Raw genomic sequence first — 24218 nt, 5'->3', positions numbered from 1 at the left:
TCGTCAGCGCACCGCGGCGGCGCTCAAGCGTCGGCGCAGACCGAGCAGCAGTCCGCCTGCCACCACGAACAGCAGCCCCAACGCGGCCGGGGCCAGCGCAGTGCCACCTGCGTTCGGCAGCGGCGGCGTGCTCGACGGCGGTTCGAAGCCGACCGGTGTGTCCGGGCTGTCCGGCACACGTGTCTGCGGGTTGGCGCAGGTCGACGACGAGCGTGACCGTCTGCACTCCTCCGAGACCGGTGACAACCTCGTAGTGATAGTGCTCGCCGTCCGGCGGCACTCCCACCGGCCGACCGTCTCACAGTCGTCGGTCCACACCGGTGGCGGCGCGTCGACGAGGCACGGCTCTTCGGAGTCGGTCTCGGTCCACTCCGTGACGGTGCCCTCCGGGAACGAGTAGCCCTCGTTCGGCGTCACCCGCACGGTGATCGACCCGTCCTCGTTGACCGTCTCGGAGTACGTGTACGCCTCGGTGTCGGTGAACTCCCAGGAGCCGTTGCCGGGGCCGCAGTCGTCGACCCAGGTCGGCGCCGGCGGCGTCACCTTCTCGACGCAGTCCGGGACGGTGAGCGTGATCGTGTAGTCGGCGTACCCGTAAGCGGCGTTCGCCACCCAGCCGTCCGGCAGGTCGTCGGCGAAGACCGGCTCCGGGTCGGCAGTGGTCGACAGCAGGTCGGTGTCAGCCGGAAGCGTGATCGACGGCGGCGAGTACTGCCCTGGCCCCGTGCAGACCGCCTGCTGGACGGTCGGATTCACAGGAGTGACCTCCTGGTCGCACGGGTACGGGTCCTCGAGCGTGACGATCCGCGACGGCGCGGGGTCGAGCGACGCGTCCTCTCCCGCCGAGACGCCGCTTGCCTTCAGCTCGCGGAGCAGGTCCTCGTCGGCCTGCTTCTCGATGTCGTACGAGACGACCCGGTAGAGGGTCGGCGTGCAGGTCGAGGGGGCTCGGACGCCCCCGCGTAGACCTGACCCGAGCCGCCGAGCGCGGACTCGTCGACGCGCGCCATCTTCCACCACGCCTCGACCTTGTACGGCGCGAAGTCGGCGCGCGCCGGCGCTTCGGCGTGGGCTTGGGCGTCTCGTCCTCGACCTCCGGCTTGGCCTCGTTCTTCGTCACCGGCTTGGCCTGGTCTTTGTCTCAGGCTTGGCCTCGTCGTCCTTCGATGGCTCCGGCGACGGCTCAGGGGACGCGACGTCGTCGCCTCCGGACTCGTCGGGTGCCTCCGGCTCCTCGGCAGGCTCCTCAGCCTTCGGAGGGTCGGACGGCTCCGCCTGCTGCGCCGCAGCCTGTCCGTCGGTCTCCCTGTCTGCTGCTGCGGCCACGTTGACCTGAAGGCCGACTGCCAACACCCCTGACACACCGAGAACCAGAAGCTTCCTCATCCCAGACTCCCCCGTTTGCACACAACGTCCCCTGAGCGCATGCAGACGAGTGGGCGTTATGTCCGGGTTTTGTCGCAACCCGTCAGGCGGCAGGCCAGATCACGTGGACGCCCTCAGCGCGCGCGCTCGACGGGCAGCCAGAGCTCGCATGCGGCGTGGGTGCCCGTGAACTCGAGATAGCGCAGGATCGAGGGACCGGGACGCAATCGCCACGGGTTCGAAGGGAACCAGTCCGTCGCCGTCGCCGCCCACAGCTGCTGCAACGTCTCCGGGAAGGGCCCCTGCGAAGAGAACACAGCCCACGTCCCCGCCTCGAGCGCGATCACGTCGAGATCTTCTGGCACTGGCGTCGTGTCGGTGACCGCCACTCCGTGCAGGTACGTGAGGGGTGATCCTTCAGGCGCCTCCGGATCGACGCCTTCCGTGACGGCCAAGATGCCAGGCGGCTCGGTGTTGGAGAGCGCCTTGAGTCGCGCGTGCTCCTCCGGCGCGAGAGCCGCGATGTGCTCCTGGATGTGCGGGTTGACACCCTGGTGGAGGAGCGGGACCTGCGCCGCGTGTCCGGCGAGCGCGAAGGCAGGGCGAGTGGTGATGGTGACGTCCATGGGGACGCTCCCTTCTACGCTCAGACGGAATCTGAGCATGGGCTGGGTGCTGAGCGGACCACCACGTTCACGCGCGTCCGCGGGACTGATCCCGTGCACCGCGCGAAAGGCACGCCCAAACGCCTCGGCCGAGCCATAGCCGTACGCCACGGCGACGTCCAGCAGGCTGGGCGCACCGGAGACGAGGTCGGCCGCCGCACGCGTCATCCGCCGGCGGCGCGCATACTCCGACAGGGGCATCTGCGCCAGCGCCGAGAACATTCGCCGAAGGTGATACTCCGTGGTGGCGTGCTTGCGAGCGAAGGCGTCGACGTCGAGGGGCTCGCCGACATCGAGTTCAACCAGGTCGACCAGGGAGTTGAGAGTGCCGATCATGTGGTCCTCCTTTCGACCACGATCCTCGCCCGGAGGGTCGGCATCCCACCCGACTTTCGCTGCCGCATCCGGTCAGACGTTGAAGCGGAGCTTTGGACCGTTGACGGCAAACGACGGTGTGTCGCGGACTTCTTGCGGAAACCACGTGCGGACCAGCTGCCCGGGTCGCTGAGGTGGGTGCGAACAATGATCGACACAGGCCACAAACCACTCTCGATCACTCCGCTCCGGCCCCGAACCGGAGCGGATGGCAACAGGTCCGCAACAAGACATGGGCCTCGCCGCGAGCGTGATGGCAGTGGACGGGCGCGCGACATCCTTTCCACCCGCCCATCCTGCACGATGAGATGACAGTGATGAGCCGCGCAGCCTGGATGGCAGGCGTGGTCATGATGGTCTCGAGGCGGACCATGTCGTGACGGCTCAGGGCGCGCACACGTTCTCGGCTCCTGAATTGGGATCCTCGCGCGGTCGGCATTGACCACGCATCCGCTGACGTCGCTGGCCACGCGGGCCAGGTCGCCCGCGGAGCTCCTTCGGGTACGGCTTCGTCACGGCGGAAACCCCTCCAGCCCAACTCACTGGTTAGGCCACTCGGCTGTCACCTCTCCGTGCAACAGCCCCCGTTTGCCGGCAATAGATGTATACGTCTATCGTTCCTCGTGTGCCGACGAACGCCCTCCACAGCAAGTTGTCGCTACCCGCCCTGGGGCTCCTCCTCGAGCAGGCGGACCACCCGTATGGGCTTACTTCGCGCCTCAACGACCGTTACCGACATCTCCACGCCTCCCGAAGCAGCATCACCACTCTCGCCAAGTCGCTGGCCGACGCTGACCTCGTCACGCCACGCTCGCCTGAACGTGTGGGAAACCGGCCGCCGCGGACGATCTATGACCTCACCGAGGCTGGCTTCACACACATGCGGCACCGAGTCGAGGAAACCATCCGCACCGCGCCCGCCATGGATGCCGACTTTGTCACCGCGCTCGCCTACATCGGCCTCCTCGGCAAGGAGCGAGCTGAGGACGCCCTCGATGAGAGAACCCGTCGGATCCGGCAGGAGATCGCCGATCTCAGTGACAGCCCCACCGATCTCGCCGAGATCAAAATGATCGAGGTCGAATACTGGCTGCGCATGCTCGCCTCGGAAGCGAGCTGGCTTGAACAGCTCCGCGACCGAATTGAATCTGGAGAAATCGAATGGATTGGAGACAAGCCCTCATGCAGTACGGCATCTATGTCGCCGGCCGCGCGGGCACAACCAGCGCAAAGCCGGATCGCCCCGAAAGAATCGCCTCGGCCGTCGACGACCTCACAGGCGGATCCCCGCACGTGATCCGCGAGTACATCCACTTCCTAGGTGCCGATCCAGACCCAGAAATCGTCCGTTCACTCGGTGCCGGAGATGAACTCGCTGGCCTCACCATGCCTGACCAGTGGTATCTCCAGAGCCGACGTGAGCTGGATCTTGTGGTCAGCTATCTCCCCTCGACTGAGGACATATCCGGATGGCTCGCGTTTCTCGATGCCGTTCTGCAGCGTTACGGACACATTGTCCGGTACCTCCAAGTGACCTTGGAACCGAACTTCCCCATCCCATTGATCGATGGGAGCTCGCCGGGAGTCATGGAAGCCCTCGTACAAGGACTCCCCCACGCAAAGCGGGCGGCACCCGCACACGTACAGGTCGGTTTCTCGGTCGCTGAGCCGGCCGATTGGCTGGGCGGCGACGACGAGTTCTGGCAGATGCTTGCGAACGTGCCTGCAGAACAGTTCGCCGACTACGTCGACTACGTCGGCCTCGGTCTCTACCCTGATGCCTTCTCGCCCATCCCGCCAGAAGCCGTTCCAGCTCTCACTGAGAATGCGGTACGACACCTTCGCCTGCACAGCCTCGCAGCAGCGAAGATTCCCCACCGGAAACCCATCCACATCGCGGAGTTCGGCTCACCGAGCGGAAACGGCCGAACTGCAGCTGCGCAAGCCCGGTCGATCACTCAGATGGTGGCGACGCTCGAGCACGTGGCAGAAGAACTCAACATCACGGTGTGCGAGTATTTTGGGCTCCGCGACGCGGACACGTCAGGCGGTCAAGCGGTCGGCACCCTTGGCCTGCTCGATGACGACTACATCCCCAAGGGTTCGTTCGACATCTATCGAGGCATTGTCAGAGCCGGAGCTACGGGCAGGGACCAGACGTTGGACCGGAACTCGCCTACACATTGAAACGAAACTCCACCACGTCGCCGTCGGCCATCACGTAGTCCTTGCCCTCCATACGGACCTTGCCCGCCGACTTCGCCGCACTCATCGAGCCGGCGGCGACGAGATCGTCGTACGACACGATCTCGGCCTTGATGAATCCGCGCTGGAAGTCGGTGTGGATGACGCCGGCCGCCTCGGGGGCGGTGGCACCCTTCTTGATGGTCCAAGCGCGAGCCTCCTTGGGCCCGGCGGTGAGGTACGTCTGCAGGCCGAGCGTCTCGAACCCGACCCGCGCAAGCACGTCGAGCCCGGGCTCGTCGATGCCCATCTCGGCGAGCATCTCGCGGGCCTCGTCGTCGTCACCGAGCTCGACCAGCTCGGCCTCGAACTTCGCGTCGAGGAAGACGGCCTCGGCGGGAGCGACGATGTCGCGCATCCGCTGCTTGAGCTCCTCGTCGGCGAGCTCGTCAGAATCGCAGTTGAAGACGAACAGCTGCGGCTTGGCCGAGAGCAGGTGCAGGTCGCGCAGCGGCGCCGCGTCGAGCCCCGCGGCGAACACGCCCGTGCCCGCCTCGAGATGGGTACGGGCCTCCCTGACGGCCTCCACGACCGGCACGAGCTCCTTGTCCTTCTTCGCGTCCTTCTCCATACGCGGGAGGGCGTTCTCGAGGGTCTGGAGGTCGGCGAGGATCAGCTCGGTGCGGATCGTCTCGATGTCGTCGCTCGGCGAGACCTTGCCGTCGACGTGAGTGACGTCGGGGTCACGGAACACACGCGTCACCTGGCAGATGGCGTCGGACTCGCGGATGTGGCTGAGGAACTTGTTGCCGAGACCCTCACCCTCCGACGCACCGCGGACAATGCCGGCGATGTCGACGAACTGCACGGTCGCGGGGATGATCTTCTCCGAGCCGAAGATCTTCGCCAGCTCGTCGAGCCGCGGGTCGGGAACACCGACCACGCCGACGTTGGGCTCGATCGTCGCGAACGGGTAGTTCGCCGCGAGGACGTCGTTCTTGGTCAGAGCGTTGAAGAGGGTCGACTTGCCCGCGTTGGGGAGTCCGACGATGCCGATGCTGAGTGCCACGAGGAACTAGCGTACGGGGCGCTCCCGACGGGCTCCCGTCCAGTGGTCGCGGGTCGTCTGGAAGAGCTGGCTGTCACCGTCGTACCAGGGGTCGTCACGCACGCCGAGATCCTCGAGGCCGAGCCGCCTCGCGATCGCGGCCGACCCTTTGTTGTCCGGGAACATGCCGCACCACACCAGATCGAGCAGTGGCCGGTCCGGTGCGGTGCCGTCGAGGTGCGCGTACGCCGCGTCGAGCAATCCGCGAGCACCCTCCGTGGCGTAGCCGCGACCGGTCGAGTCCGGATGGAGATGCCAGCCGACCTGCAGGTCGAGCGGCTCACTGTGGGGACACGGCGCGATCATCACCGTGCCCGCGACGACGCCGCTCTCGCGCACCTCTGCCGCGAGACCGACGCAGCGAGGGTCGGCCTCATGCAGGCGGTTGAGGTCGTCGATCCATGCTGCGGCCTCCACGAGTGAGGCCATCGGCGTGTACGGGGGGTCGCCGAGCCATCGGATCACGTCGAGCCTGCGGTGGATGTCGAGCACCCGCGGCGCGTCGCGGTGGCCATACGGGCGCAGCACGAGTCGCTCGGTCTGGATCGGGAGCGGCAGTGAGCTGGGCCTCGGCAGTTCGGTCATCCCTCGTTCGTACCACTCGGGACCGACATCCGTCCTCCCCCAGCGACGAGCGCATCCCCGAGCTCCGAGCGCAGGTAGAGCACCGACCTCCCGTGCCGCGCGCTCGTGAGCAGCCCGGCGCCGCGCATTGCCCGCAGGTGCTGGTTGACCGCAGGCGTGGTCACCCCGAGCCGCCCGGCCAGCTCCGTCGACGAGGCCGGCGACGCGAGCGCCGTGAGGAGGCCCGCGCGTGTCGCCCCGAGCAGGTCGGCGAGCACCCTTGACGAACGCCGCGCCTCCGCCTGCCAAAGTGTCCCCGCACCACGCACCCCGTACATGATCATCGGCGGCTCGTCCTTCCCGATCGGCACACTCGCGCCGCGGGTGAAAAGGCTCGGGACGAGGGTCAGTCCCTCACCACCCGTCGGGCGCCGGGTGCGCAGGGGCGAGTTCAGCCGCACCCGTACGACGTCGCCGTCGAGGGAGACGCGGTCGCTGATCCCTCCGAGCATCGCGCCGACGCCCTCCGTGGCCGCGACACGACCACGGTGCACGATGTCGGCCTGCAGGACGCCACGCATCCGTGGCCACCACGGGGCGAAGCAGGAGTCCCAGTACGCCTGCAGCGCACGCAGCATGCGGCGGCGGGCCGCCTCGAGGGACCCCCGCAACGGGTACGGAAGGCCCTCCGGATGGACCGCGCGGAGGTCGGCGCCCAGGCGCCCTTCCTCGACTCGCGCCAGCGCCTGCAGCTCGGTGTCGATGCGGGTCAGTGGACTGTCCGGCCGCGGGCTGAGAAAGTCCGGCGTCGACAAGGAGGCGTTGCTGAGCGCGCGAAGCATCGTCGTGTCGAGCCGGTCACGGGCGTCCTGCGTCTCGCGAAGCCACGGAAGGTGGACAGGGAAGCGGCCCGGTTCCCGGAACGTCCGCAGCGACAGGGCCAGCTCATTGATCGGCGAGATCGCGAAGCGGACATCGCCCAGATCCCTGCCGTTCAGCTCGTACTCGAGGAGGCCGACCATGAAGTCATATGCTATATCTCTTCGCACTCCCCGCGCGATCGGCGAGAACTGATCCGTGATCGAGACATTCTTCCCGCGCGACCGGGTCGCCCGGGCTCTCACTCTCAGCACGGCGGCACACTCCCTGTCGAGCGGCGTCTTCTACACCGTGAGCGCGCTCTACTTCACCCGCGTGATCGGTCTGGAGGCCACCACCGTCGGGCTCGGGCTCGGCATCGCCGGAGGCGTCGGGGTCGGCGCCTCGTACGGAGGGGGCTGGTTGTCGGACCGGGTCGGCGCCCACCACGTGCAGTCGTGGGCGATGACGCTGAACGGCATGGCGATGCTCGCGTACACCTTCGCCGCAGACGCTCTCGACTTCGTCCTCGTCGCCTGCGTCGCGGTCGGCACACGTTCGGCGCAGGGGACGGCGAAGCAGGCGATCATCGCGCGCTGGTACGTCGGACCCGAAAGGGTCACCCTCCGGGCGCGGATGCGCGTCGTCACCAACGTGTGCATCGGACTCGGCACCGTCACCGCAGCGGCCGCGCTCGTCGTGGACACCTCAGCCGCGTACCGGGCCGCGATGCTCGCCGCGGGCATCCTCCTGCTCGTGGCGGCGGTCCCGGTCGTCCGGCTCCCGCGCGCCGTGCCCGCGCTCGCGGAGGCGATGCTCGCCCAGACCCCGCCGGTCGAGCCCGTCGAGACCACGCCCGCCCAGACCCCGCCGGTCGAGCCCGTCGAGACCACGCTCGCCCAGACCCCGCCGGTCGAGCCTGTCGAGACCACGCCCGCCCAGACCCCGCCGGTCGAGCCTGTCGAGACCACGCCCGTCCGCAGCCCGTCGCCGTGGCGCGACCGCACATACGTGGCCAGCGTGGTCGCCAACGCCGTGGTCGCGATGCACTTCGGGCTGCAGACCGTCGGAGTGCCGCTGTGGATCGCGACCACGGAGGCACCGACCGCCATGGTCTCGGTGCTGCTCGTCCTCAACACGGTCGTGGTCGCATCGCTGCAGGTCCGTGCCTCACTAGGCACGCACGACGTCCGCCGGGCCGGGGTCGCCGTGCGGCGGGGGTCGTGGCTCCTCGCCGGGGCGTGCGTGGCGTACGCGCTGGCGGGCTACGGCGACGTCGTGACCGCGTGCGGCCTCCTCGTCGTGGCTGCTCTGGTCCACGGGCTGGGCGAGATCCTCGGTGAAGCCGGCGGGTGGGGCATGGCGTTCGAGCTCGCCGACCCGCGGCGTGCCGGCGCGTACCAGGGACTGACCCAGACCGGGTACGCCGTCGCGGCGATGGTGTCGCCGGTCCTCGTGACGGCGACGGCGATCGAGCACGGCACGGTCGGGTGGGTCGTGCTCGGGGCGCTCTTCGCGGCGGCCGGGACGGCGGCGGCGTGGGTGGCCCGACACGCCGCGACGCGCGGGGCGCACTCCCGAGAAGTGTCAGTCGCCGCTGACAACCTGACCGCATGACCTTGCTCCTCGTCGCGCTTCTCGCCCTGGTCGCTGGACTCGCCGTCGGACTGGTCCTCGGCAGCGGCCTGCTGCGCCGCCAGGGCGACACCGCGACCGACCACGCGCAGCTCTCGGCGCACGTCGCCGAGCGGGCCGTCGGGCCGGTCAAAGAGAGCCTCGACCGCTTCGACACGCGCCTGCGCGAGATCGAGGAGGGGCGTGTCTCGTGGCAGAGCCAGCTGCGCGAGCAGGTCGAGCAGGTCCGTACGACCAGCGAGTCGCTGCGGCGCGAGACCGCCTCGCTGTCCACCGCGCTGCGCAAGCCACAGGTGCGTGGCCGGTGGGGCGAGATGCACCTCCAGCGCGCCGCCGAGCTCGCCGGCATGGTCGACCGCGTCGACTTCGACCTGCAGGCGACGGTCCGTGACAGCGGAGCCGCGCTACGCCCCGACATGGTGGTGCACCTCGCCGGCGACAAGCATGTCGTGGTCGACTCCAAGGTCCCGCTCGACGCCTTCCTCGATGCGACCGAGGCCGACGACGAGGACGAGTACGCCGCCCATCTGCGACGACATGCGCGCCAGCTCCGGACGCATGTCGACGGGCTCGCTGCCAAGGCCTACTGGCGCCAGTTCCCCACCGCGCCCGAGTTCGTGGTGCTCTTCGTGCCGGGCGAGGCGTTCCTGTCGGCCGCACTCGACGCCGACCCGTCGGTGCTGGAGGACGCCGCCGCGAAGCGCGTCGTCCTCGCGACCCCCACCACGCTGATCGCGCTGCTGCGGACGGTCGGCTACGCCTGGACCCAGGCGCAGCTCGCCGACCAGGCCCGCGAGGTCCACACGCTCGCCCGTGAGCTGTACGAGCGCCTCGGCACGCTCGGCAAGCACTTCGGCAAGGTCGGTCGCAGCCTCGACGCCGCCGTCGGCGCCTACAACGGCGCGGTCGGCTCGCTCGAGACCCGGGTCCTGGTCACCGCACGGCGGATGTCCGAGATGCACGCCCCCGACACCGAGCTCGACGCGCCTGCGCCGGTGGAGACGCGCGCCCGTGCACTGCAGGCTCCCGAGCTCGAGCCGGCGCCTGCCGACCCCCTCGTCGAGGCGCTGCTGTCGGCCGAGGAGGCTCGCTCCGACGGCTCGAGCAGCCCGCACACGGCGCGCCGTACAGGCTGATCGTGCCCTGACGCCCTAGCGTGGGTGCGTGCAGCAGTGGGCCAGGCTCTCACGTGGGCCGCAACGGTCGAAGCCGCGCCACCGCAGGGCGTGGACGGCCCGTGCCGCCGAGGCGGACCTGACCGCACGAGGCATCGCTCTCGTCGCGGTCACCCTTGCGTTCTCCACAGCCTGGCTCGAGATCGCGACGACCGGCCGGCTCGGCTGGTTCTTCGACACGATGTTCGTCCTGGTGTCGGCAACCAACGCGCTGGCCGCCGCACGGAGCGCCCTGTATGCGCCGATGGTCGTCCCGCCGATCGCGCTGCTCGCGGTGCTGCTCGTCGTCGCGATCGCCCGGCCGTCGGCGATCGACGAGCCCGGCACGCCCCCCGACGCCTCGGTCGTCCAGATGATCGTGGTCGCCCTCGCCCATCACGCGATCGCGCTCGTCGTCGCCTTCGGACTGTCGCTCGGCGCCGTGATGTGGCGCAGCTCCGTCCCGGTGGGAGCGGTCAGCCGGCGAGCGCCTTCGCCTTCAGGTGGTCGAACTCCGCCTGCGTGATGGTGCCGGCGTCAAGGAGCGCCTTCGCCGTCTCGATCTGGTGCGCAGGGCTCGCATGCCCCGCAGTCTGCTGGATGTACTGATCCGTCTCCGCCTTGGCCGCCCGAATCGACGCGATCTGCCGCTCGGCCATGCCGCCGCCGCGCGCGATGAGGTACACGAGCGCCGTCAAGAACGGGAAGATGATCAAGAAGATCACCCACACCGCCTTCCACCACCCGCTGAGGTCACGGTCGCGGAAGAGGTCAGTCAGGATCTGGAAGAGCAGGATCAGGTACGCCACGAAGACGAAGCTCCACACGAGGAGCCAGAAGAAGTCCCAGAAATCGTCCATTGGGGTGCCTTTCCGCAAGTCATCGGCCGGCGCACACTGCGCCAGCCGGATCAACTCTCACGCGCCGCGCGACACCCGGCATCGCCCGCGCGGGGTGATTCGGTCAGGCCACCCGCTGGTGCACGTAGTCCGTACGACGCTCACGCACCGGACGCCCGATCCCTTCGGCGATCACTCGCAACTCCTCGACGGTCTTCGCCGAGCCGTGCTGCGACCCGGCCATCCGGCTGATCGTCTCCTCCATCAACGTGCCGCCGAGGTCGTTCGCACCGCCCTGCAGCATCGCGCGCGTCCCCTCGGTGCCGAGCTTGACCCACGACGTCTGGATGTTGTCGATCCGTCCGTGCAGCATGATCCGGGCGAGTGCGTGCACGGCCCGGTTGTCGCGCATGGACGGTCCGGGGCGGGCGACGCCCGCGAGATAGATCGGCGCGTTCGTGTGGATGAACGGGAGTGCGACGAACTCGGTGAAGCCGCCCGTACGGTCCTGCACCTCGGAGAGCGTCCGCAAATGCCCGACCCAGTGGCGCGGGTTGTCCACGTGGCCGTACATCATCGTCGAGCTCGACCGGATCCCGAGCGAGTGCGCCGTCTCGACGACCTCGATCCACTGCGCGGCGGGCAGCTTGCCCTTGGTGAGCACCCAGCGCACGTCGTCGTCGAGGATCTCGGCGGCGGTCCCCGGGATGGTGTCGAGGCCTGCTTCGTGCAGCTCGGTCAGCCAGTCGCGGATCGAGCGCCCGGCCTTCGCCGACGCGGTCACGACCTCCATCGGGCTGAACGCGTGGACATGGATGCCGGGCGACGCCGCCTTCACGGCACGCACGATGTCGGCGTAGGCCGAGGGGCCGAGGTCGGGTGAGATGCCGCCCTGCAGGCAGACCTCGGTCGCGCCGAGCTCGACCGCCTCACGGACGCGGTCGCCGATCTGGTCAAGCGAGAGCGTGTAGGCGTCGGCGTCGGACTTGCGCTGCGCGAACGCGCAGAACCGGCACCCGACGTAGCAGACGTTGGTGAAGTTGATGTTCCTGTTGACGACGTACGTGACGTCGTCACCGACCGCGTCGCGCCGCAGGTCGTCGGCGAGACGGCAGACCGCGTCGAGCGCCGGGCCCTCGGCGGTCATCAGCGCGAGGTAGTCGGCGTCGGACAACCCGCCCGGCGTCGCCTCTGCCCGCGACAGCGCCGTCCGGACGTCGGCGTCGAGCCGCGCGGGGACGGACGGGAGCCCGACTGGTACGGAGGTGCGCGAGGCGTGCTCGCGTACCTCGTCCCAGTCGCCGTAGACCCCCGCGAAGTCGCTGCGCCGGTCCGCGCTGCGCCCGACGGTGTCGACCTCAGTGTGCAGCTCCGTACGACCGGCGGCCTCCATCGGGGTCTCGGGCTCCTGCCACGGGCGCCCGACCACCGGCGCGTCGGCGGCGGCGAGGCCGTCGGGTGCGGCCAGCGCAGACACGTGCGGCGCCAGCCGGGTGTCGAACCACGGCCGCTCCCCCGACAACGTCTCGCGGACGAAGCGCGGGTGCGCGGTCAGCCGCTCGGACAGCTGCAGCCCGGACTCGGCGGTCCAGCGAGCGAGGTCGTCGATCTGCGGCCAGGGACGCTCGGGGTTCACGTGGTCCGGCGTGACCGGCGAGACCCCGCCCCAGTCGTCGACGCCAGCCGCGAGCAGCGGTGCGATCGAGGCTGGGTCGGACAGGTTCGGCGGCGCCTGGATCGTCACCGACGGGCCGAGGACGATCCGCGCGGTAGCGAGCGTCGCGAGGTACTCCTCGACGCCCAGGTCAGGCTCGTTGCGCATCGCCGTGTCGTCCTTGGCGCGGAAGTTCTGGACGATCACCTCCTGCACCGAGCCGTACGTCCGCGCGATCCGGCGCAGCTCGAACAGCGCGTCGACACGCTCGGACACGGTCTCGCCGATCCCGACGAGGATGCCGGTGGTGAACGGGATGCCGATGCGCCCGGCGTCCTCGAGCACGCGGATCCGCAGCGCCGGGTCCTTGTCGGGGGAGGCATAGTGCGGACCGCCCGGCTCCGACCACAGGCGCGTCGCCGTCGTCTCGAGCATCATGCCCATCGACGGCGCGACCGGCCGCAGCCGCTGCAGCTCCGCCCACGACATCACGCCAGGGTTGAGGTGCGGCAGGAGGCCCGTCTCCTCGAGCACACGGATCGCCATCGCCCGCACGTACGACAGCGTGTCGTCGTAGCCGTGCTCGTGGAGCCACTCCTCGGCCTGGGGCCAGCGGTCCTCCGGACGGTCGCCGAGCGTGAACAAGGCCTCTTTGCACCCCTGAGCCGCGCCCTGCGCCGCGATCGCGACGATCTGGTCCGGTGATAGGAAAGGCGCGTCGACGCGGTTCGGCGTCGTCGCGAACGTGCAGTAGTGGCAGCGGTCTCGGCACAGCCGGGTGACGGGGATGAAGACCTTGCGGGAGTACGTGACGACGCCGGGCCGGCCTGCGGCCTCCATCGCCGCGTCCCGCACGCGGGTGGCGACGGCGGACAGGCGGACGAGGTCGTCGCCTCGCGCCGACGCCAGCGCCAGCGCCTCGTCGTGGTCGAGGGACTTCCCGGCCTCTGCGCGGGCCAGCGCCCGTCGGATCTCGCGATCGCTCGTCATGATCGCCTCATCGTAATCCCGTTCCGTCACGCGTGAGACGATGCGTCCTGCCATGGAAGGCAGCACTCAGTCTGAGCGAAGGACACCATGACTCACACCATCGCCGTCGTCGGAGGAACCGGGCCCCAGGGTCGCGGACTCGCCTACCGCTTCGCCCTCGCGGGCCACACCGTCGTCATCGGATCGCGCTCGGCCGAGCGCGCCGGCGAGAAGGCCGAGGAGATCGCGGCACGCGTCGCCGAGAACGGTGGCACCGGCACGCTGTCCGGCGCGACCAACACCGACGCCGCCGCCGGGGCGGACATCGTGCTGCTCGCCGTGCCGTGGGACGGCTACGTCGAGCTCGTCGCCGATCTCGCTCCGGTCCTCGACGGCAAGACGGTGATCAGCTGCGTGAACCCCCTCGCGTTCGACGCCGCCGGCCCGTACGGTCTGACGCTGCCGGAGTCCGCTGCTGAGCTCACGCAGGCCGCGGTCCCGAGCGCGAAGGTCGTCGGCGCGTTCCACCACGTGGCCGCACTGTCGCTGTGGAAGACGCCGGAGCCGCTGTCGCACGAGGACGTGCTCGTGTGCGGGGACGACGCGGAGTCGAAGGACCTCGTCGCCGACCTCGCCCGTACGGTCAGCGGCCTGCGCGGCATCGACGCCGGCGCCCTGCGGATCGCACGCCAGCTCGAGCCCTTCACGGCCGTGCTGATCAACGTGAACAAGCGCTACAAGGTCCGCTCGGGCCTGCACCTGGCGGGCCTGCCCGAGGACGCCCGCGCCTGAGCCTGGTCCCGTCCCGTCCGCGATTCGGGCAGTTTCCCCCTGCTTCGGCGCACGCGATCGGTGGGAAAGTGCCCGAATCGCGGACGGGACGGAGCTGCGTCAGACGGGCTGGCCGGCCTTGCGCAGGTCGCGGCGCAGCTCCGGCGGAAGCGCGAAGATCAGGCTCTCCTCGGCGGTGTGCACCGCGGTCGCGGGCGGGAAGCCGCGCTCGTTGAGGAACGCGATCACGCCCTGCACCAGCTCCTCGGGCACCGACGCGCCGGAGGTGACGCCGACCTTGTCGACACCCTCGAGCCACTCCTCGCGGATCTCGCTCACGTCGTCGACCCGGTACGAGGCCTTGGCTCCGGCCTCGAGCGCGACCTCGACGAGGCGTACGGAGTTCGACGAGTTGGCCGAGCCGACGACGATCATCAGGTCGGCGCCCTCGGAGATCTCCTTGACCGCGAGCTGGCGGTTCTGGGTGGCGTAGCAGATGTCGTCGCTCGGCGGGTCCTCCAGCTGCGGGAACTTCGCGCGCAGCGCATCGACGATCGCCATCGTCTCGTCCACGCTGAGCGTGGTCTGCGACAGCCAGGAGAGCTTGGTGTCCGCAGGGAACGACAGCGCCTCGACATCGGCGACGGTCTCGACGAGCGTGATCGCCTCGGGTGCCTCGCCGTGGGTGCCTTCGACCTCCTCGTGACCGGCATGCCCGATCAGCAGGATGCGGTAGTCCTCACGGGCGAACCGCTTCGCCTCGTGGTGCACCTTGGTCACCAGCGGGCAGGTCGCGTCGATGGTCTTGAGTCCGCGGGCGGAAGCGTCGTCGTGGACGGCCGGCGAGACGCCGTGCGCCGAGAACACGACCGTGGCGCCGGTCGGCACCTCGTCGAGCTCCTCGACGAAGACGGCGCCGCGGTGCTCGAGGGTCTGCACGACGTGCTTGTTGTGGACGATCTGCTTGCGGACGTAGACGGGCGCCCCGTACAGGTCGAGCGCCTTCTCGACCGTGATGACGGCGCGGTCGACGCCTGCACAGTAGCCGCGTGGCGCGGCGAGCAGGAGATCGCGGTCCGCGCCGAGCGCGGGCATGCCGAGTGTCACGGTGTCCGAAGCCATGCCCCCATCGTAGGGGAGTCCTCCACAGCTCCTGGCGCCGTCGCCGCTTGCTGTCTGCCGATGCGCCTAGGGTTGCTGCATGGCCCTCGAGACCACCCCTGACTCACCCGCGCCGCTGCGCGTGATCTCCCAGCTGATGGGCGACTACATCGCACGGCTCGGCGCCCAGTGGATCGAGGGCGAGATCGCTCAGCTCACCCGTCGCCAAGGGGTGTGCTTCCTGACCCTGCGCGACCTCGATGCCAAGATCTCGATGTCGGTGACCTGCCGCCGGATCGTCCTCGACCGCTCCGCCACGCCGATCACGGAGGGCGCGCGGGTCGTCGTCCACGCCAAGCCCGACTTCTATCCCGCCAACGGCACCTTGTCGCTCAACGCGCGCGAGATCCGCCCCGTCGGCATGGGCGAGCTGCTGGCCCGCATCGAGCAGCGTCGCCAGCTGCTCGCCGCCGAGGGCCTGTTCGACGCCGCACGCAAGCGGCCGCTGCCGTTCCTCCCGCACCGCATCGGCCTGATCACGGGCAAGGGCTCGGCAGCCGAGCGCGACATCCTCGAGAACGCACGCCTGCGCTGGCCCGGTGTGGAGTTCGAGATCTCGTACGCGCTCATGCAGGGCAACTCGTCCGCCGCTCAGGTCATCACCGCGCTGCGCGCGCTCGACGCCGACGAGTCGGTGGACGTCATCATCGTCGCCCGCGGCGGCGGCTCCGTCGAGGACCTCCTGCCGTTTTCAGACGAGGGCCTCGTGCGCGCCGTCGCCGCCGCCCGTACGCCGGTGGTGAGCGCGATCGGCCACGAGCCCGACGTGCCCCTCCTCGACCACGTCGCCGACGTCCGTGCGTCCACGCCCACCGACGCGGCGAAGCGGGTCGTCCCGGCCGTCGCCGACGAGCTCCAGCACCTGACCCAGCTGCGCCGCCGCGCCTGGTACGCGGTCGACCAGCGCCTCGGGCGCGAACAGCACCGGCTCGACGCGGTCCGGAGCCGGCCGTCGCTGGCCCGACCCGCGACGCTGATCGACGAGCAGACCGCCCGCGTCGACGAGCTCCTGGGGCGGGCACGCCGGTCGCTCGGCCACCGGCTCGACCTCGCGCACCACGACGCCGCCGCGCAGCTCGCCCGGGTGCGCGCACTGTCGCCGCTGCGGACGCTCGAGCGTGGCTACGCGGTCGCACAAACCGCTGACGGCACCGTCATCACGTCGATCGACCAGCTTTCCCCCGATGCCGAGGTGTCCCTGCGGGTGGTCGACGGCCACGCCACCCTCCGTACGCTCTCTACCGCCCCTTCACCGCACGCCGACCTCACCGATGACGACGAGGAGTCCCGATGACCGAGCCGAGCGACGACGCCACCGCGTCGACCCCGGAGATCCCGTACGAGCAGGCACGCGAGGAGCTCGCCGAGGTCGTCTCCAGGCTCGAGGCCGGCGGGACGACGCTCGAGGAGTCGCTCACGCTGTGGGAGCGCGGCGAAGAGCTGGCCGCGATCTGCCAGCAGTGGCTCGACGGCGCGCGGGCGCGCCTGCAGCGCGCTCAGGAGAAGGCGGCGCAGCGCGGTGACTCGGGAGCCGCCGCGCAGTGAGTCGAGGGGCTACTCGGAGGAGAGGAGCCCCATGAAACGCTCGATGTCCTCGCGGGGGGCGGGCCCGGTGACGAGCACCGTCATCTCCCCCTCCTCGCGGACGAAGGTGGTCTCGCCGCCGCCGGTCCACAGCTGCCAGGTCTTGCCGGCGACCTCGACGTCCGCACGCTGCTCGACGCCGGGCGCATAGGCCTCGATCATCCGCGGCGCGGAGTCGAGCGCCTGCTCGAGGCCGATGTAGCGGTCGTCCTCGGTGAGAACCCCCAGGTGCCACCGCCCGGACTCGCCAGGCTTGAACGTGACGCCGTTCGCACGCCACCCGTCAGGAAGCGAGGTGGGCGAATACACCGGGTACGGAGCCGTCTGACGTACATCCTCGACGGTCTGCTCGTACGCGACCGGCGGCCGCTCGTCGGGCGTGTTGCCCCAGAAGAACTGCCCAGCCAGGTACAGCCCGACCACGATCACCGCCAAGACACCCATCGAGCGGGCGATGTCGGCGAACGCCGGGTTGCCGTACGTCGACCGCGGCTTCGCGGGGGCCTGGTCCGGCTCCGGCGTCGGCTGCTCCTGCGTCGGCTGCCCGGGCGTCGGGGAAGGATCGGTGCTGCTCACCCGGCCATTCTCCCAGGCGCCCCCAGGCAACCGAACCACCCACTCGCCAATACTCCGCACACACGAGCCGAATCTCCTCATCCACTCCGCATATGCGGTCATTTCTGCTAGTCTGCCGCCGTGCCTGCGTATCGCTATTCCGAGGCCGCCGAGCTCCTCGGCGTCAGCGACGACACGGTCCGTCGCTGGGCCGACCAGGGGCGGTTCGCCCCGACGCGGCTCGCGAACGGCGCCGCAGCAGTGGAGGGACGTGACCTCGCCACACTCGCCGTCGAGCTCGCCGACGCCCCCGCGGACCCCGAGCGCAGCCAGGTCCGCAGCACCCGCAACCAGTTGCGCGGCATCGTGACCCGGGTCGTCGCCGACACGGTGATGGCGCAGGTCGAGCTGTGCTGCGGGCCTTACCGGATCGTCTCCCTCATCAGCGCCGAGGCCGTGAGCGACCTCGGCCTCGAGGTCGGGGTCGTCGCGTTCGCCGGCGTGAAGGCCACGAACGTCACCCTGGAGGTCACCCCGTGAACCGTTCGCCGTTCCGTACGGGCGCGGGCCTCGCGCTCGCCGCAGCCGCCACCTCCCTCGTCCTCGCCGGCTGCGGGGGCGCCGACAAGGACGAGCGCGGCGCGGCGCGGGACCGTACGCTCACCGTCCTCGCAGCCGCCTCGCTGACCGAGGCCTTCGACGACCTGGAGACGGTATTCGAGCAGCAGCACGACGGGGTGGACGTCCGGCTGACGTACGACTCCTCGGCCGTGCTCGCGGAGCAGGTGATCCAGGGCGCACCCGCCGACGTCCTCGCGACCGCCGACGAGACGACGATGCGCAAGGTCGTCGAGGCGGACGCCGCCGACGGTGACCCCGTGCTCTTCGCGAGCAACACCCTCGTCATCGCGACCCCGCCCGACAACCCCGGCAAGGTCCGCGGCGTTCAGGATCTGGGCCGCGCCACGTTCGCCGTGTGCGTGCCGCAATCACCGTGCGGCGACGCCGCGCAGCGCCTGCTCGCCCTCGACGGCAACACCGCGAAGCCGACGACCGAGGAGCAGAACGTGAAAGGCGTCCTCACCAAGGTGACGCTCGGCGAGGTCGACGCCGGGCTGGTCTACCGCTCCGACGCGCAGGCGGCCGGCGACGACGTCGAGACGGTTGAGGCGGAGAATGCCTCGGAGGTCGTCAACGTCGATCCGATCGTCGTCCTCGTCGATTCCCAGGGCGCCGACCTCGGTCGCGACTGGGTCGACCTCGTCACGAGCAAGCAGGGGCAGAAGGTCCTCGCGCAGCACGGGTTCGGGCCAGCCGCGTGACCAGTCGGGGCGCTCCCGCCCTCGGACGGGTGCCGGTCACGCTTGTCATCCCGTCCGTCGTCGGCCTCCTCCTCCTGCTGCTCCCGCTCGGCGGGCTGCTGCTGCGTGCTCCGTGGGGCACGTTCCTGGAGCGGCTCGGCAAGCCGGAGATCCTCGACGCGCTCCGGCTGAGCCTGGTCACGTCGACGGTCGCCACCGCCGTGTGCCTTGTGCTCGGGGTGCCTCTGGCCTGGGTGCTCGCCCGTACGGAGTTCCGCGGGCGCAGCGTCGTCCGGGCGCTCGTGAACGTGCCGCTGGTCCTCCCGCCGGTGGTCGGCGGCGTGGCCCTGCTGATGGTGTTCGGGCGGCGGGGTGTCGTCGGGCAGTGGCTCGATGAGGCCTTCGGCGTCACGATCCCGTTCACCACGGTGGCGGTCGTCCTCGCCCAGTCGTTCGTCGCACTCCCCTTCCTCGTGATGAGCGTCGAAGGTGCGCTGCGGACCGCGGGCCACCGGTACGACGAGGTCGCCGCGACGCTCGGCGCCCACCGTCTCGTCACGTTCTGGCGGATCACGCTGCCGCTGGCCGCACCCGGGATCGCCGCGGGTGCGGCCCTGGCGTGGGCGCGGGCGCTCGGCGAGTTCGGGGCGACGATCACGTTCGCGGGGAGCGTGCCCGGGGTGACCCGCACGATGCCGTTGCAGATCTATGGGGCGATGCAGTCCGACGCCGACACGGCCATCATGCTGAGCGTGATCCTGCTGGCGATCAGCGTCGCGGTCCTCGTGGCGCTGCGCTCGTCGTGGACCGGCCGCGCATGGGCGGGGCAGGCGTGACTGGGCTCGACGCGAGGCTGCGGCTGCGTCGTGGGACGTTCGACGCCGAGGTCGCCTTCGCGGTGCCGCCCGCCGAGGTCCTCGCGCTGGTGGGCCCGAACGGCGCCGGCAAGAGCACGCTGCTGCGCGCTCTCGCCGGGCTCACACCGCTCGACGAGGGCCACGTCGTCCTCGGCGGCGCCGTCCTGGAGGACACGGCGTCGGGTGTCCGGACGCCGACTCCCCAGCGTGACCTGACGATGGTGTTTCAGGACCCGCTGCTGTTCCCGCACCTGTCGGTCCGCGACAACGTGGCGTTCGGCCTTCGCCACCACGTGGGCGCCGCCTCGGTGTCGCGTACGCGGCGTGGCCGCGCTGCCCGGGAGCGCGCCGACGAGATCCTGACCCGTACGGGGCTTGCCGACCTGGCCGCTCGCAAGGCGGCCCGGTTGTCCGGCGGTCAACGCCAGCGGATCGCGATCGTACGGGCGCTCGCCTGTGATCCCGCCCTGCTGCTCCTCGATGAGCCGACGTCCGCGCTCGACGTCTCGGTGACGACGGAGGTGCGGGCGTTCCTACGCCAGCACGTGCGCGACTTCGGCGGCGTCACGGTGCTGGTCTCGCACGACCCGCTCGACGCGTTCGTGCTCGCGGACCGGGTGGCGGTCATCGAGGAGGGCCGGCTCACCCAGGCCGGCACGCCCGACGAGATCTCCCGCAGGCCCCGTACGGACTACGTCGCGCACCTGATGGGACGCAACCTGATGCGCGACGGCGACACGTACCGGACCTTCAGCCCGACCGCGGTCACGCTCTTCCGCGAAGAGCCCGTCACGTCCGCGCGCAACCTCTGGCAGCTGCGGATCGTGAGCCTCGTCCCGCACGGCGACGCCGTCCGCGTGCACCTACGCGGGGCGGTGCCTCTGGTCGCCGACGTGACCCGCGAGGCCGTCGCCGCGCTCGACCTGCACGAGGGCGTCTCCGTATGGGCGAGCGTCAAGGAGACCGAGGTGACGACGTTCGAGGACTGACGCCGCGAAATCCGCACCGCGCGCCCGCACTTTGCGTTGGCCCGGGCGCGATCGACGAGGTTGGTGAGCGTCTCCCTGCATCTACGCGTCGATCTGATCATCATTCGCGCCGTTCCGTTCCAGGCGCACGCTAACCGAATGACGCGCCTTCCTGGCGATCGCCAAGACCGCGAAGAGCGGGGAGGCTGCAGATAGAGCGACAAATAGACCCGTGATCTGCTTCGATTCGGGAAGCAGAGCCAGGGCAGTGAGCGATGCACCGAAGATCGCAATGAGGATTCCGATGACCGCCAGCGTCGGCCGCCAGCCATCCGGCATCCGGCGATCGAACCACCGCCAAAAGACATGGCCGAATATCCCGCCGGCCAGAGCAGTCGCAACCCAAGGCGCGGATTCGAGAATTAACGACCACATATCGGAAACCCTCTCCTGAAGAGGAAAGCCTTCGAATTCAGTCGCTTCAAATCGCGTACAGCGCCTGGCCTATTCATAGAGCCAGATTCTGAAGAAGTACTCGACATAGTACCTGACAGTGACTACAAAATCAGTGACCCTATTCGCCAGACTCCGCAAACCATACTTGCCAGCAAATTTCCGAAGCTTCTTTGCCATGCGGTCAATCGCCCGGTTAGTACCGCGGATCAACTTCTCCGCATTGCTCTTAACCCAGTTCCCGAATTTTGGGCCGATGTACCCTACAACTCCGGCAAGTGCTCCGTAGCTAGCCGCCATCCCAAGCCCGTTCCAGCTGAACTTATTCGACGAGAACCCTACTTTAAAGGCGTACCCCGCGGCACCCATAAGCCCGCCAAGGCCGGCAGCGCAGGCGAAGCCAGCAAGTCCAGTCGTCCTACAAAATGTACCTAGCGCAGTCTCGAAAAAGACGAGCGCCAGATTACCGAGATCCGCCCATCCCGCCCCAGTTGGGTCCCAGACGTTGATGGGGTCGGTGGGATACGCGTACGGGTTTGCTCCGCCGTTGCGGATGGGGTCTGGGGAGGTGAAGAGGCCGGTGCTGGGGTTGTAGAGGCGGGCGCCCATGAGCACCAGTCCGCCGAGGGTGTCGGACGATCGCTGATGGGAGCCGAGCCACCCGTATCGGCTCGAGTGGGCCGACTCGATCGGGTTGCCGTATTCGTCACTTTCGGTATAGGTGTCGATCGCGATGGGGACGTCGGGGGTCTGGTTCTGTGTTGCGACGATGTCCCCGTGAAGGTTTGCCAGCTGAAACACGGTGTCGGTGCCCGAGACGGAGGCGACCATGCCGAGGTCGGGCAGGGTGACGTATCGGGTGCTGGTCCAGGTGTCTCCGCCGTCGATGGAGGATTGGACACTCGTTGGGGAGTCGGAGTCGTCGGAGTACCGGTACCTGAGACGACTGCCCTCGACGTCGTTGCTTGCATTGATGATCGATCCGATACGGTCGATCGGTTCGAGCACATAGGAGATCCGACGCTGATTCGTCCCGCCCATTCCGTTGTCGACATCCTGGGTGAGTGACTCCACCATATCGTTCGCGAAGTAACTCACGCCCAACGCGCTAACAGCGCCCGGACCGGTGTCTGACTTGGGGATGGTGATGGTTCTACCGAAGCCGTCGTAGGCATAGCCGTCGTCACGGATCCGCGATGCGGTGTCGTACTCGCTGATCTCCTGGACGGAAGGTGTTGCGCTCTGGCAAGTTCCGTCTTCGGCCGCTGCGAAGGCTGCGAAGGTTTTTCGCTCGGACGCTGGGGTGAATCCGTAGGTACGAGTGAGGCACTCACCTGCCCGACTGTCTTGGACTTGCGTCAGTCGGCCGAGGTCATCGAAGGAGTAGGCCTGGCTTGAGACGTCGGATGAGCTGGCGATCGTGCGCCCGCGCACATCGGTTGTGGCGCCGAAGGTGAGGATCGGCTGTTCGTCAGGGTCGAGGTACTCCAGCCCTGTTCTAACGCCGGCCTCGTTGGTGGTGGTGCGGGACGACATCCCGTTGGGGTAGGTGACCGACGTCTGGGCGCCGCGTGCGTCGTGCGTGAGGGAGAAGGTCCCGGCTGCGCCGTCGATGAGGCCACCAACCGTGACCGCGGTCGCGAGCCCTCGGTGCTCGCCGGTGTTTCCGTCGTAGACGAAACTGTAGTTTCCGGCGCCGTCGTCGACGGTTGCAATTTGGTCGTCGACGGTGAATGTGGTGGTCGATGTCATCCCGCTCGCGTCGGTGTACTTCCAGGCCCGTCCCCAGCTGTCGTACTCGGTGAGGACGCTCGCACCGGCGGCCGACTGCGTGGTCGGCAGGCCGGACTCGGGGTCGTATTCGAATGTGGACGTGCGGGTGTCGCCGGGTGCTTGGACCGTGGTGGCGACGCTTCGCCCGAGCGCGTCGTAGGTGTGGGTCGTGACCCGGGTGTCCGAACCGGACGTCTCTTCAATGCGCGTGGGCTGGAGGTCCTCGTCATAGTCCGCGTAGTAGACGATCGGGATAGAGGGGTCGGTCGGTTGCACGGCAGGACCGACCTTGCAGGTGAGCCCGATCCAGGCCCGGCGCTGTTGCTCGCTGGCAAGGTTCGCTCGACAGTCTCCGTCGACGGCGTCGACTGCGAAGTAGGTCGTGACCGTCGCATAGGCATCGGATCCGACCCCCGAGCTGTCCGATGCTCCGCCGGGAAGCCGACTCTCGATTTCGGCCCCGGCAGCGTCGTAGCGCGTGACCGTAGTCGACCACGACCCATCGTCGAGTCGGATGCGTTGGCGGGTCGGCCTCCCGAGTGTCCAACCGTTGCCGTCGCCTTCGGCGACAGGTGAATAGTCGAGCCGAACCATCGTGGGATCGTGGGCGCCTCCGAAGTCGGGATCGGCGGCAGAGCGAGTCGTTTCGACAACGAGATTGAAAGAGGTCTTTCCGGCCGGCAGTTCTGGCTTGTTGTCGCCACCGAGTGTGGGGTCTTCGTCGTCGTAGGTGAAGCTCTGGTGGGGTCGGTACGGGCCAGTCGTGCCGTCACGCAGCGTGGCGGTGCGGACGGGCCCGAACTGATCTTCCGCTCGGGTGCCGTCACCGTCGTCGGGATCGTCGTCGCCGTCGTCGTTGTAGACGGTGAAGGCTGACGCCTCCGCGGCCACGCTCGGGCGCTCGGCGGCCGGTGCGGCCAGTGCGCGCGCACGCCCGGCGCCGTCGAGTGTCCGCACCACGTTGCCGTTCTCATACCAGATCGAATCGACGAGCCACTGACCGATGCCGTCGACGTTGCCGTGGATCGCGGTGTTGGTGACTGCACCGACAGCATCGACGAACCACAGGCTCGCGTGTTCGAGGTCCGCGCTCGTCGGGGTTGCCGCCGGGATGTGATCAGGGCTGAAGACGGCGTAGGCCTTCGTCGGCCCGTGCTCTGCCCCCACTCCGCGGCTGATGCCGCAGAGAGGTCAGGTAGCCCCGCCGTGATGGTCGCAAGGTCGTAGGACACGGTCCAGGTGACGGGCGTCCCGGTGGCGTCGTTCGAGTGCTCATCCAGCGGACGGGTGACCGTCGTCAGACGACCGGAGGCGTCGTAGGTGAACTGCCACGAGACTTGCCCCGGCGGCGCGAACCGCTTCAGCAGGGTACGACCGGCGACCGTCGTCGTGTCGTACTCATACGTCGAGCACAACGGCTTGCCG

At 69.1% G+C, this 24218-nt stretch carries 24 protein-coding genes; 12 read left to right on the top strand and 12 right to left on the bottom strand.

All coding sequences use genetic code 11. The features are described 5' to 3' along the window. Positions 1-3: 3 nt before the first annotated feature. The 3 genes from H4N58_RS04725 to H4N58_RS04715 all read right to left on the bottom strand — a co-directional run bounded on the left by H4N58_RS04725 (position 4) and on the right by H4N58_RS04715 (position 2366). Positions 4-1020, bottom strand: a complete 1017-nt coding sequence (locus H4N58_RS04725) for a hypothetical protein (RefSeq protein WP_167248851.1) — start codon at positions 1018-1020, stop codon at positions 4-6. A gap of 96 nt (positions 1021-1116) precedes the next feature. Further along, a complete protein-coding gene (locus tag H4N58_RS04720) occupies positions 1117-1386 on the bottom strand; it encodes a hypothetical protein (RefSeq protein WP_167001880.1) in 270 nt (89 codons plus the stop codon). A 113-nt stretch (positions 1387-1499) separates the two neighbouring features. Further along, on the bottom strand, positions 1500-2366 hold the full coding sequence (locus H4N58_RS04715; protein ID WP_167248852.1) for an AraC family transcriptional regulator: 867 nt from the start codon (positions 2364-2366) through the stop codon (positions 1500-1502). Positions 2367-3030: 664 nt separating this feature from the next. On the opposite strand from H4N58_RS04715, the gene H4N58_RS04710 reads away from it, so the two are divergent. Together H4N58_RS04710 and H4N58_RS04705 are read left to right on the top strand one after the other, a co-directional pair. Next, the gene (locus H4N58_RS04710) at positions 3031-3702 is read left to right on the top strand and encodes a PadR family transcriptional regulator (protein WP_167248853.1); all 672 of its coding nucleotides are present in this window, start codon (positions 3031-3033) and stop codon (positions 3700-3702) included. Continuing rightward, on the top strand, positions 3699-4592 hold the full coding sequence (locus H4N58_RS04705) for a hypothetical protein (protein ID WP_167001874.1): 894 nt from the start codon (positions 3699-3701) through the stop codon (positions 4590-4592). Before H4N58_RS04710 ends, H4N58_RS04705 begins: the two co-directional genes overlap by 4 nt. On the opposite strand, the gene ychF is transcribed toward H4N58_RS04705, so the two are convergent. Genes ychF through H4N58_RS04690 form a run of 3 tightly spaced genes read right to left on the bottom strand, consistent with a single transcriptional unit; the run spans position 4582 to position 7283 of the window. Further along, positions 4582-5658, bottom strand: a complete 1077-nt coding sequence (gene ychF / locus H4N58_RS04700) for a redox-regulated ATPase YchF (RefSeq protein WP_167248854.1) — start codon at positions 5656-5658, stop codon at positions 4582-4584. The genes H4N58_RS04705 and ychF overlap by 11 nt on opposite strands. 6 nt (positions 5659-5664) lie before the next feature. Beyond that, positions 5665-6282, bottom strand: a complete 618-nt coding sequence (locus tag H4N58_RS04695; RefSeq protein WP_167001870.1) for a GNAT family N-acetyltransferase — start codon at positions 6280-6282, stop codon at positions 5665-5667. Next, positions 6279-7283, bottom strand: a complete 1005-nt coding sequence (locus tag H4N58_RS04690) for a DUF5937 family protein (protein ID WP_167001868.1) — start codon at positions 7281-7283, stop codon at positions 6279-6281. The genes H4N58_RS04695 and H4N58_RS04690 overlap by 4 nt, the downstream gene beginning before the upstream one ends. A 55-nt stretch (positions 7284-7338) precedes the next feature. Between H4N58_RS04690 and H4N58_RS04685 the strand changes: the two genes are divergently transcribed. From H4N58_RS04685 to H4N58_RS04675, 3 genes are read left to right on the top strand one after another with little or no spacing between them, the layout of a single operon-like run. Then, a complete protein-coding gene (locus tag H4N58_RS04685; RefSeq protein ID WP_167248855.1) occupies positions 7339-8736 on the top strand; it encodes an MFS transporter in 1398 nt (465 codons plus the stop codon). Then, entirely contained in the window at positions 8733-9890 is a 1158-nt protein-coding gene (locus H4N58_RS04680) for a DNA recombination protein RmuC (protein WP_167248856.1), read from the top strand. The genes H4N58_RS04685 and H4N58_RS04680 overlap by 4 nt, the downstream gene beginning before the upstream one ends. A 28-nt stretch (positions 9891-9918) precedes the next feature. Then, the gene (locus tag H4N58_RS04675) at positions 9919-10434 is read left to right on the top strand and encodes a DUF6542 domain-containing protein (protein WP_167248857.1); all 516 of its coding nucleotides are present in this window, start codon (positions 9919-9921) and stop codon (positions 10432-10434) included. Here H4N58_RS04675 and H4N58_RS04670 read toward each other — a convergent pair. Together H4N58_RS04670 and H4N58_RS04665 are read right to left on the bottom strand one after the other, a co-directional pair. Further along, positions 10385-10768, bottom strand: coding sequence for an SHOCT domain-containing protein (locus H4N58_RS04670; protein ID WP_167248858.1), 384 nt, complete (start codon positions 10766-10768; stop codon positions 10385-10387). The two genes, H4N58_RS04675 and H4N58_RS04670, sit on opposite strands and share 50 nt — an antisense overlap. A gap of 103 nt (positions 10769-10871) precedes the next feature. Continuing rightward, on the bottom strand, positions 10872-13391 hold the full coding sequence (locus H4N58_RS04665) for a bifunctional FO biosynthesis protein CofGH (protein WP_167001858.1): 2520 nt from the start codon (positions 13389-13391) through the stop codon (positions 10872-10874). Between the two features lie 87 nt (positions 13392-13478). Here H4N58_RS04665 and npdG point away from each other — a divergent pair, with 87 nt between their 5' ends. Continuing rightward, positions 13479-14162, top strand: coding sequence for an NADPH-dependent F420 reductase (npdG, locus tag H4N58_RS04660; protein ID WP_167001856.1), 684 nt, complete (start codon positions 13479-13481; stop codon positions 14160-14162). A 99-nt stretch (positions 14163-14261) separates the two neighbouring features. Here npdG and H4N58_RS04655 read toward each other — a convergent pair whose 3' ends face one another. Next, the gene (locus tag H4N58_RS04655) at positions 14262-15236 is read right to left on the bottom strand and encodes a 4-hydroxy-3-methylbut-2-enyl diphosphate reductase (protein ID WP_167002397.1); all 975 of its coding nucleotides are present in this window, start codon (positions 15234-15236) and stop codon (positions 14262-14264) included. A gap of 106 nt (positions 15237-15342) precedes the next feature. Here H4N58_RS04655 and xseA point away from each other — a divergent pair, with 106 nt between their 5' ends. Together xseA and H4N58_RS04645 are read left to right on the top strand one after the other, a co-directional pair. Then, entirely contained in the window at positions 15343-16596 is a 1254-nt protein-coding gene (xseA, locus tag H4N58_RS04650; RefSeq protein ID WP_167001854.1) for an exodeoxyribonuclease VII large subunit, read from the top strand. Next, positions 16593-16847 (top strand): exodeoxyribonuclease VII small subunit, encoded by a 255-nt coding sequence (locus H4N58_RS04645; protein WP_167001852.1) that lies wholly within the window; start codon positions 16593-16595, stop codon positions 16845-16847. The genes xseA and H4N58_RS04645 overlap by 4 nt, the downstream gene beginning before the upstream one ends. A 9-nt stretch (positions 16848-16856) precedes the next feature. Here H4N58_RS04645 and H4N58_RS04640 read toward each other — a convergent pair whose 3' ends face one another. Next, positions 16857-17462 (bottom strand): DUF4245 domain-containing protein, encoded by a 606-nt coding sequence (locus H4N58_RS04640; protein WP_167001850.1) that lies wholly within the window; start codon positions 17460-17462, stop codon positions 16857-16859. Positions 17463-17582: 120 nt separating this feature from the next. Between H4N58_RS04640 and H4N58_RS04635 the strand changes: the two genes are divergently transcribed. Genes H4N58_RS04635 through H4N58_RS04620 form a run of 4 tightly spaced genes read left to right on the top strand, consistent with a single transcriptional unit; the run spans position 17583 to position 20588 of the window. After that, positions 17583-17981, top strand: a complete 399-nt coding sequence (locus H4N58_RS04635; protein ID WP_167001848.1) for a molybdopterin-binding protein — start codon at positions 17583-17585, stop codon at positions 17979-17981. Continuing rightward, positions 17978-18763 (top strand): molybdate ABC transporter substrate-binding protein, encoded by a 786-nt coding sequence (gene modA, locus H4N58_RS04630; protein WP_167001846.1) that lies wholly within the window; start codon positions 17978-17980, stop codon positions 18761-18763. The genes H4N58_RS04635 and modA overlap by 4 nt, the downstream gene beginning before the upstream one ends. Then, positions 18760-19578 (top strand): ABC transporter permease, encoded by an 819-nt coding sequence (locus H4N58_RS04625; RefSeq protein ID WP_208322275.1) that lies wholly within the window; start codon positions 18760-18762, stop codon positions 19576-19578. The genes modA and H4N58_RS04625 overlap by 4 nt, the downstream gene beginning before the upstream one ends. Continuing rightward, positions 19575-20588, top strand: a complete 1014-nt coding sequence (locus H4N58_RS04620; RefSeq protein ID WP_243842895.1) for an ABC transporter ATP-binding protein — start codon at positions 19575-19577, stop codon at positions 20586-20588. The genes H4N58_RS04625 and H4N58_RS04620 overlap by 4 nt, the downstream gene beginning before the upstream one ends. A gap of 81 nt (positions 20589-20669) precedes the next feature. Here the strand turns inward: H4N58_RS04620 and H4N58_RS04615 are convergent, their stop codons facing one another. Next, a complete protein-coding gene (locus tag H4N58_RS04615; protein ID WP_167001842.1) occupies positions 20670-21002 on the bottom strand; it encodes a hypothetical protein in 333 nt (110 codons plus the stop codon). A gap of 69 nt (positions 21003-21071) precedes the next feature. After that, positions 21072-23960: an RHS repeat-associated core domain-containing protein gene (locus H4N58_RS20565; protein WP_243845014.1), complete on the bottom strand. Its 2889-nt coding sequence runs from the start codon at positions 23958-23960 to the stop codon at positions 21072-21074. Positions 23961-24218 lie beyond the last annotated feature (258 nt).

The organism is Mumia sp. ZJ1417, from assembly GCF_014127285.1.
GTDB lineage: Bacteria > Actinomycetota > Actinomycetes > Propionibacteriales > Nocardioidaceae > Mumia.
Note: the sequence above shows the minus strand (reverse complement) of the source record. Positions and strands in the feature narration are given on the sequence as shown.

Excerpts from the sequence above, each read along its gene's own strand:
- H4N58_RS04715 (WP_167248852.1), bottom strand. The coding sequence starts at position 2,366 with ATGATCGGCACTCTCAACTCCCTGGTCGACCTGGTTGAACTCGATGTC.
- H4N58_RS04720 (WP_167001880.1), bottom strand. The coding sequence starts at position 1,386 with ATGAGGAAGCTTCTGGTTCTCGGTGTGTCAGGGGTGTTGGCAGTCGGC.
- npdG (WP_167001856.1), top strand. The coding sequence starts at position 13,479 with ATGACTCACACCATCGCCGTCGTCGGAGGAACCGGGCCCCAGGGTCGC.
- H4N58_RS04665 (WP_167001858.1), bottom strand. The coding sequence starts at position 13,391 with ATGACGAGCGATCGCGAGATCCGACGGGCGCTGGCCCGCGCAGAGGCC.
- H4N58_RS04615 (WP_167001842.1), bottom strand. The coding sequence starts at position 21,002 with ATGTGGTCGTTAATTCTCGAATCCGCGCCTTGGGTTGCGACTGCTCTG.
- H4N58_RS04670 (WP_167248858.1), bottom strand. The coding sequence starts at position 10,768 with ATGGACGATTTCTGGGACTTCTTCTGGCTCCTCGTGTGGAGCTTCGTC.
- H4N58_RS04695 (WP_167001870.1), bottom strand. The coding sequence starts at position 6,282 with ATGACCGAACTGCCGAGGCCCAGCTCACTGCCGCTCCCGATCCAGACC.
- H4N58_RS04655 (WP_167002397.1), bottom strand. The coding sequence starts at position 15,236 with ATGCCCGCGCTCGGCGCGGACCGCGATCTCCTGCTCGCCGCGCCACGC.
- H4N58_RS04645 (WP_167001852.1), top strand. The coding sequence starts at position 16,593 with ATGACCGAGCCGAGCGACGACGCCACCGCGTCGACCCCGGAGATCCCG.
- H4N58_RS04690 (WP_167001868.1), bottom strand. The coding sequence starts at position 7,283 with ATGGTCGGCCTCCTCGAGTACGAGCTGAACGGCAGGGATCTGGGCGAT.
- H4N58_RS04680 (WP_167248856.1), top strand. The coding sequence starts at position 8,733 with ATGACCTTGCTCCTCGTCGCGCTTCTCGCCCTGGTCGCTGGACTCGCC.
- xseA (WP_167001854.1), top strand. The coding sequence starts at position 15,343 with ATGGCCCTCGAGACCACCCCTGACTCACCCGCGCCGCTGCGCGTGATC.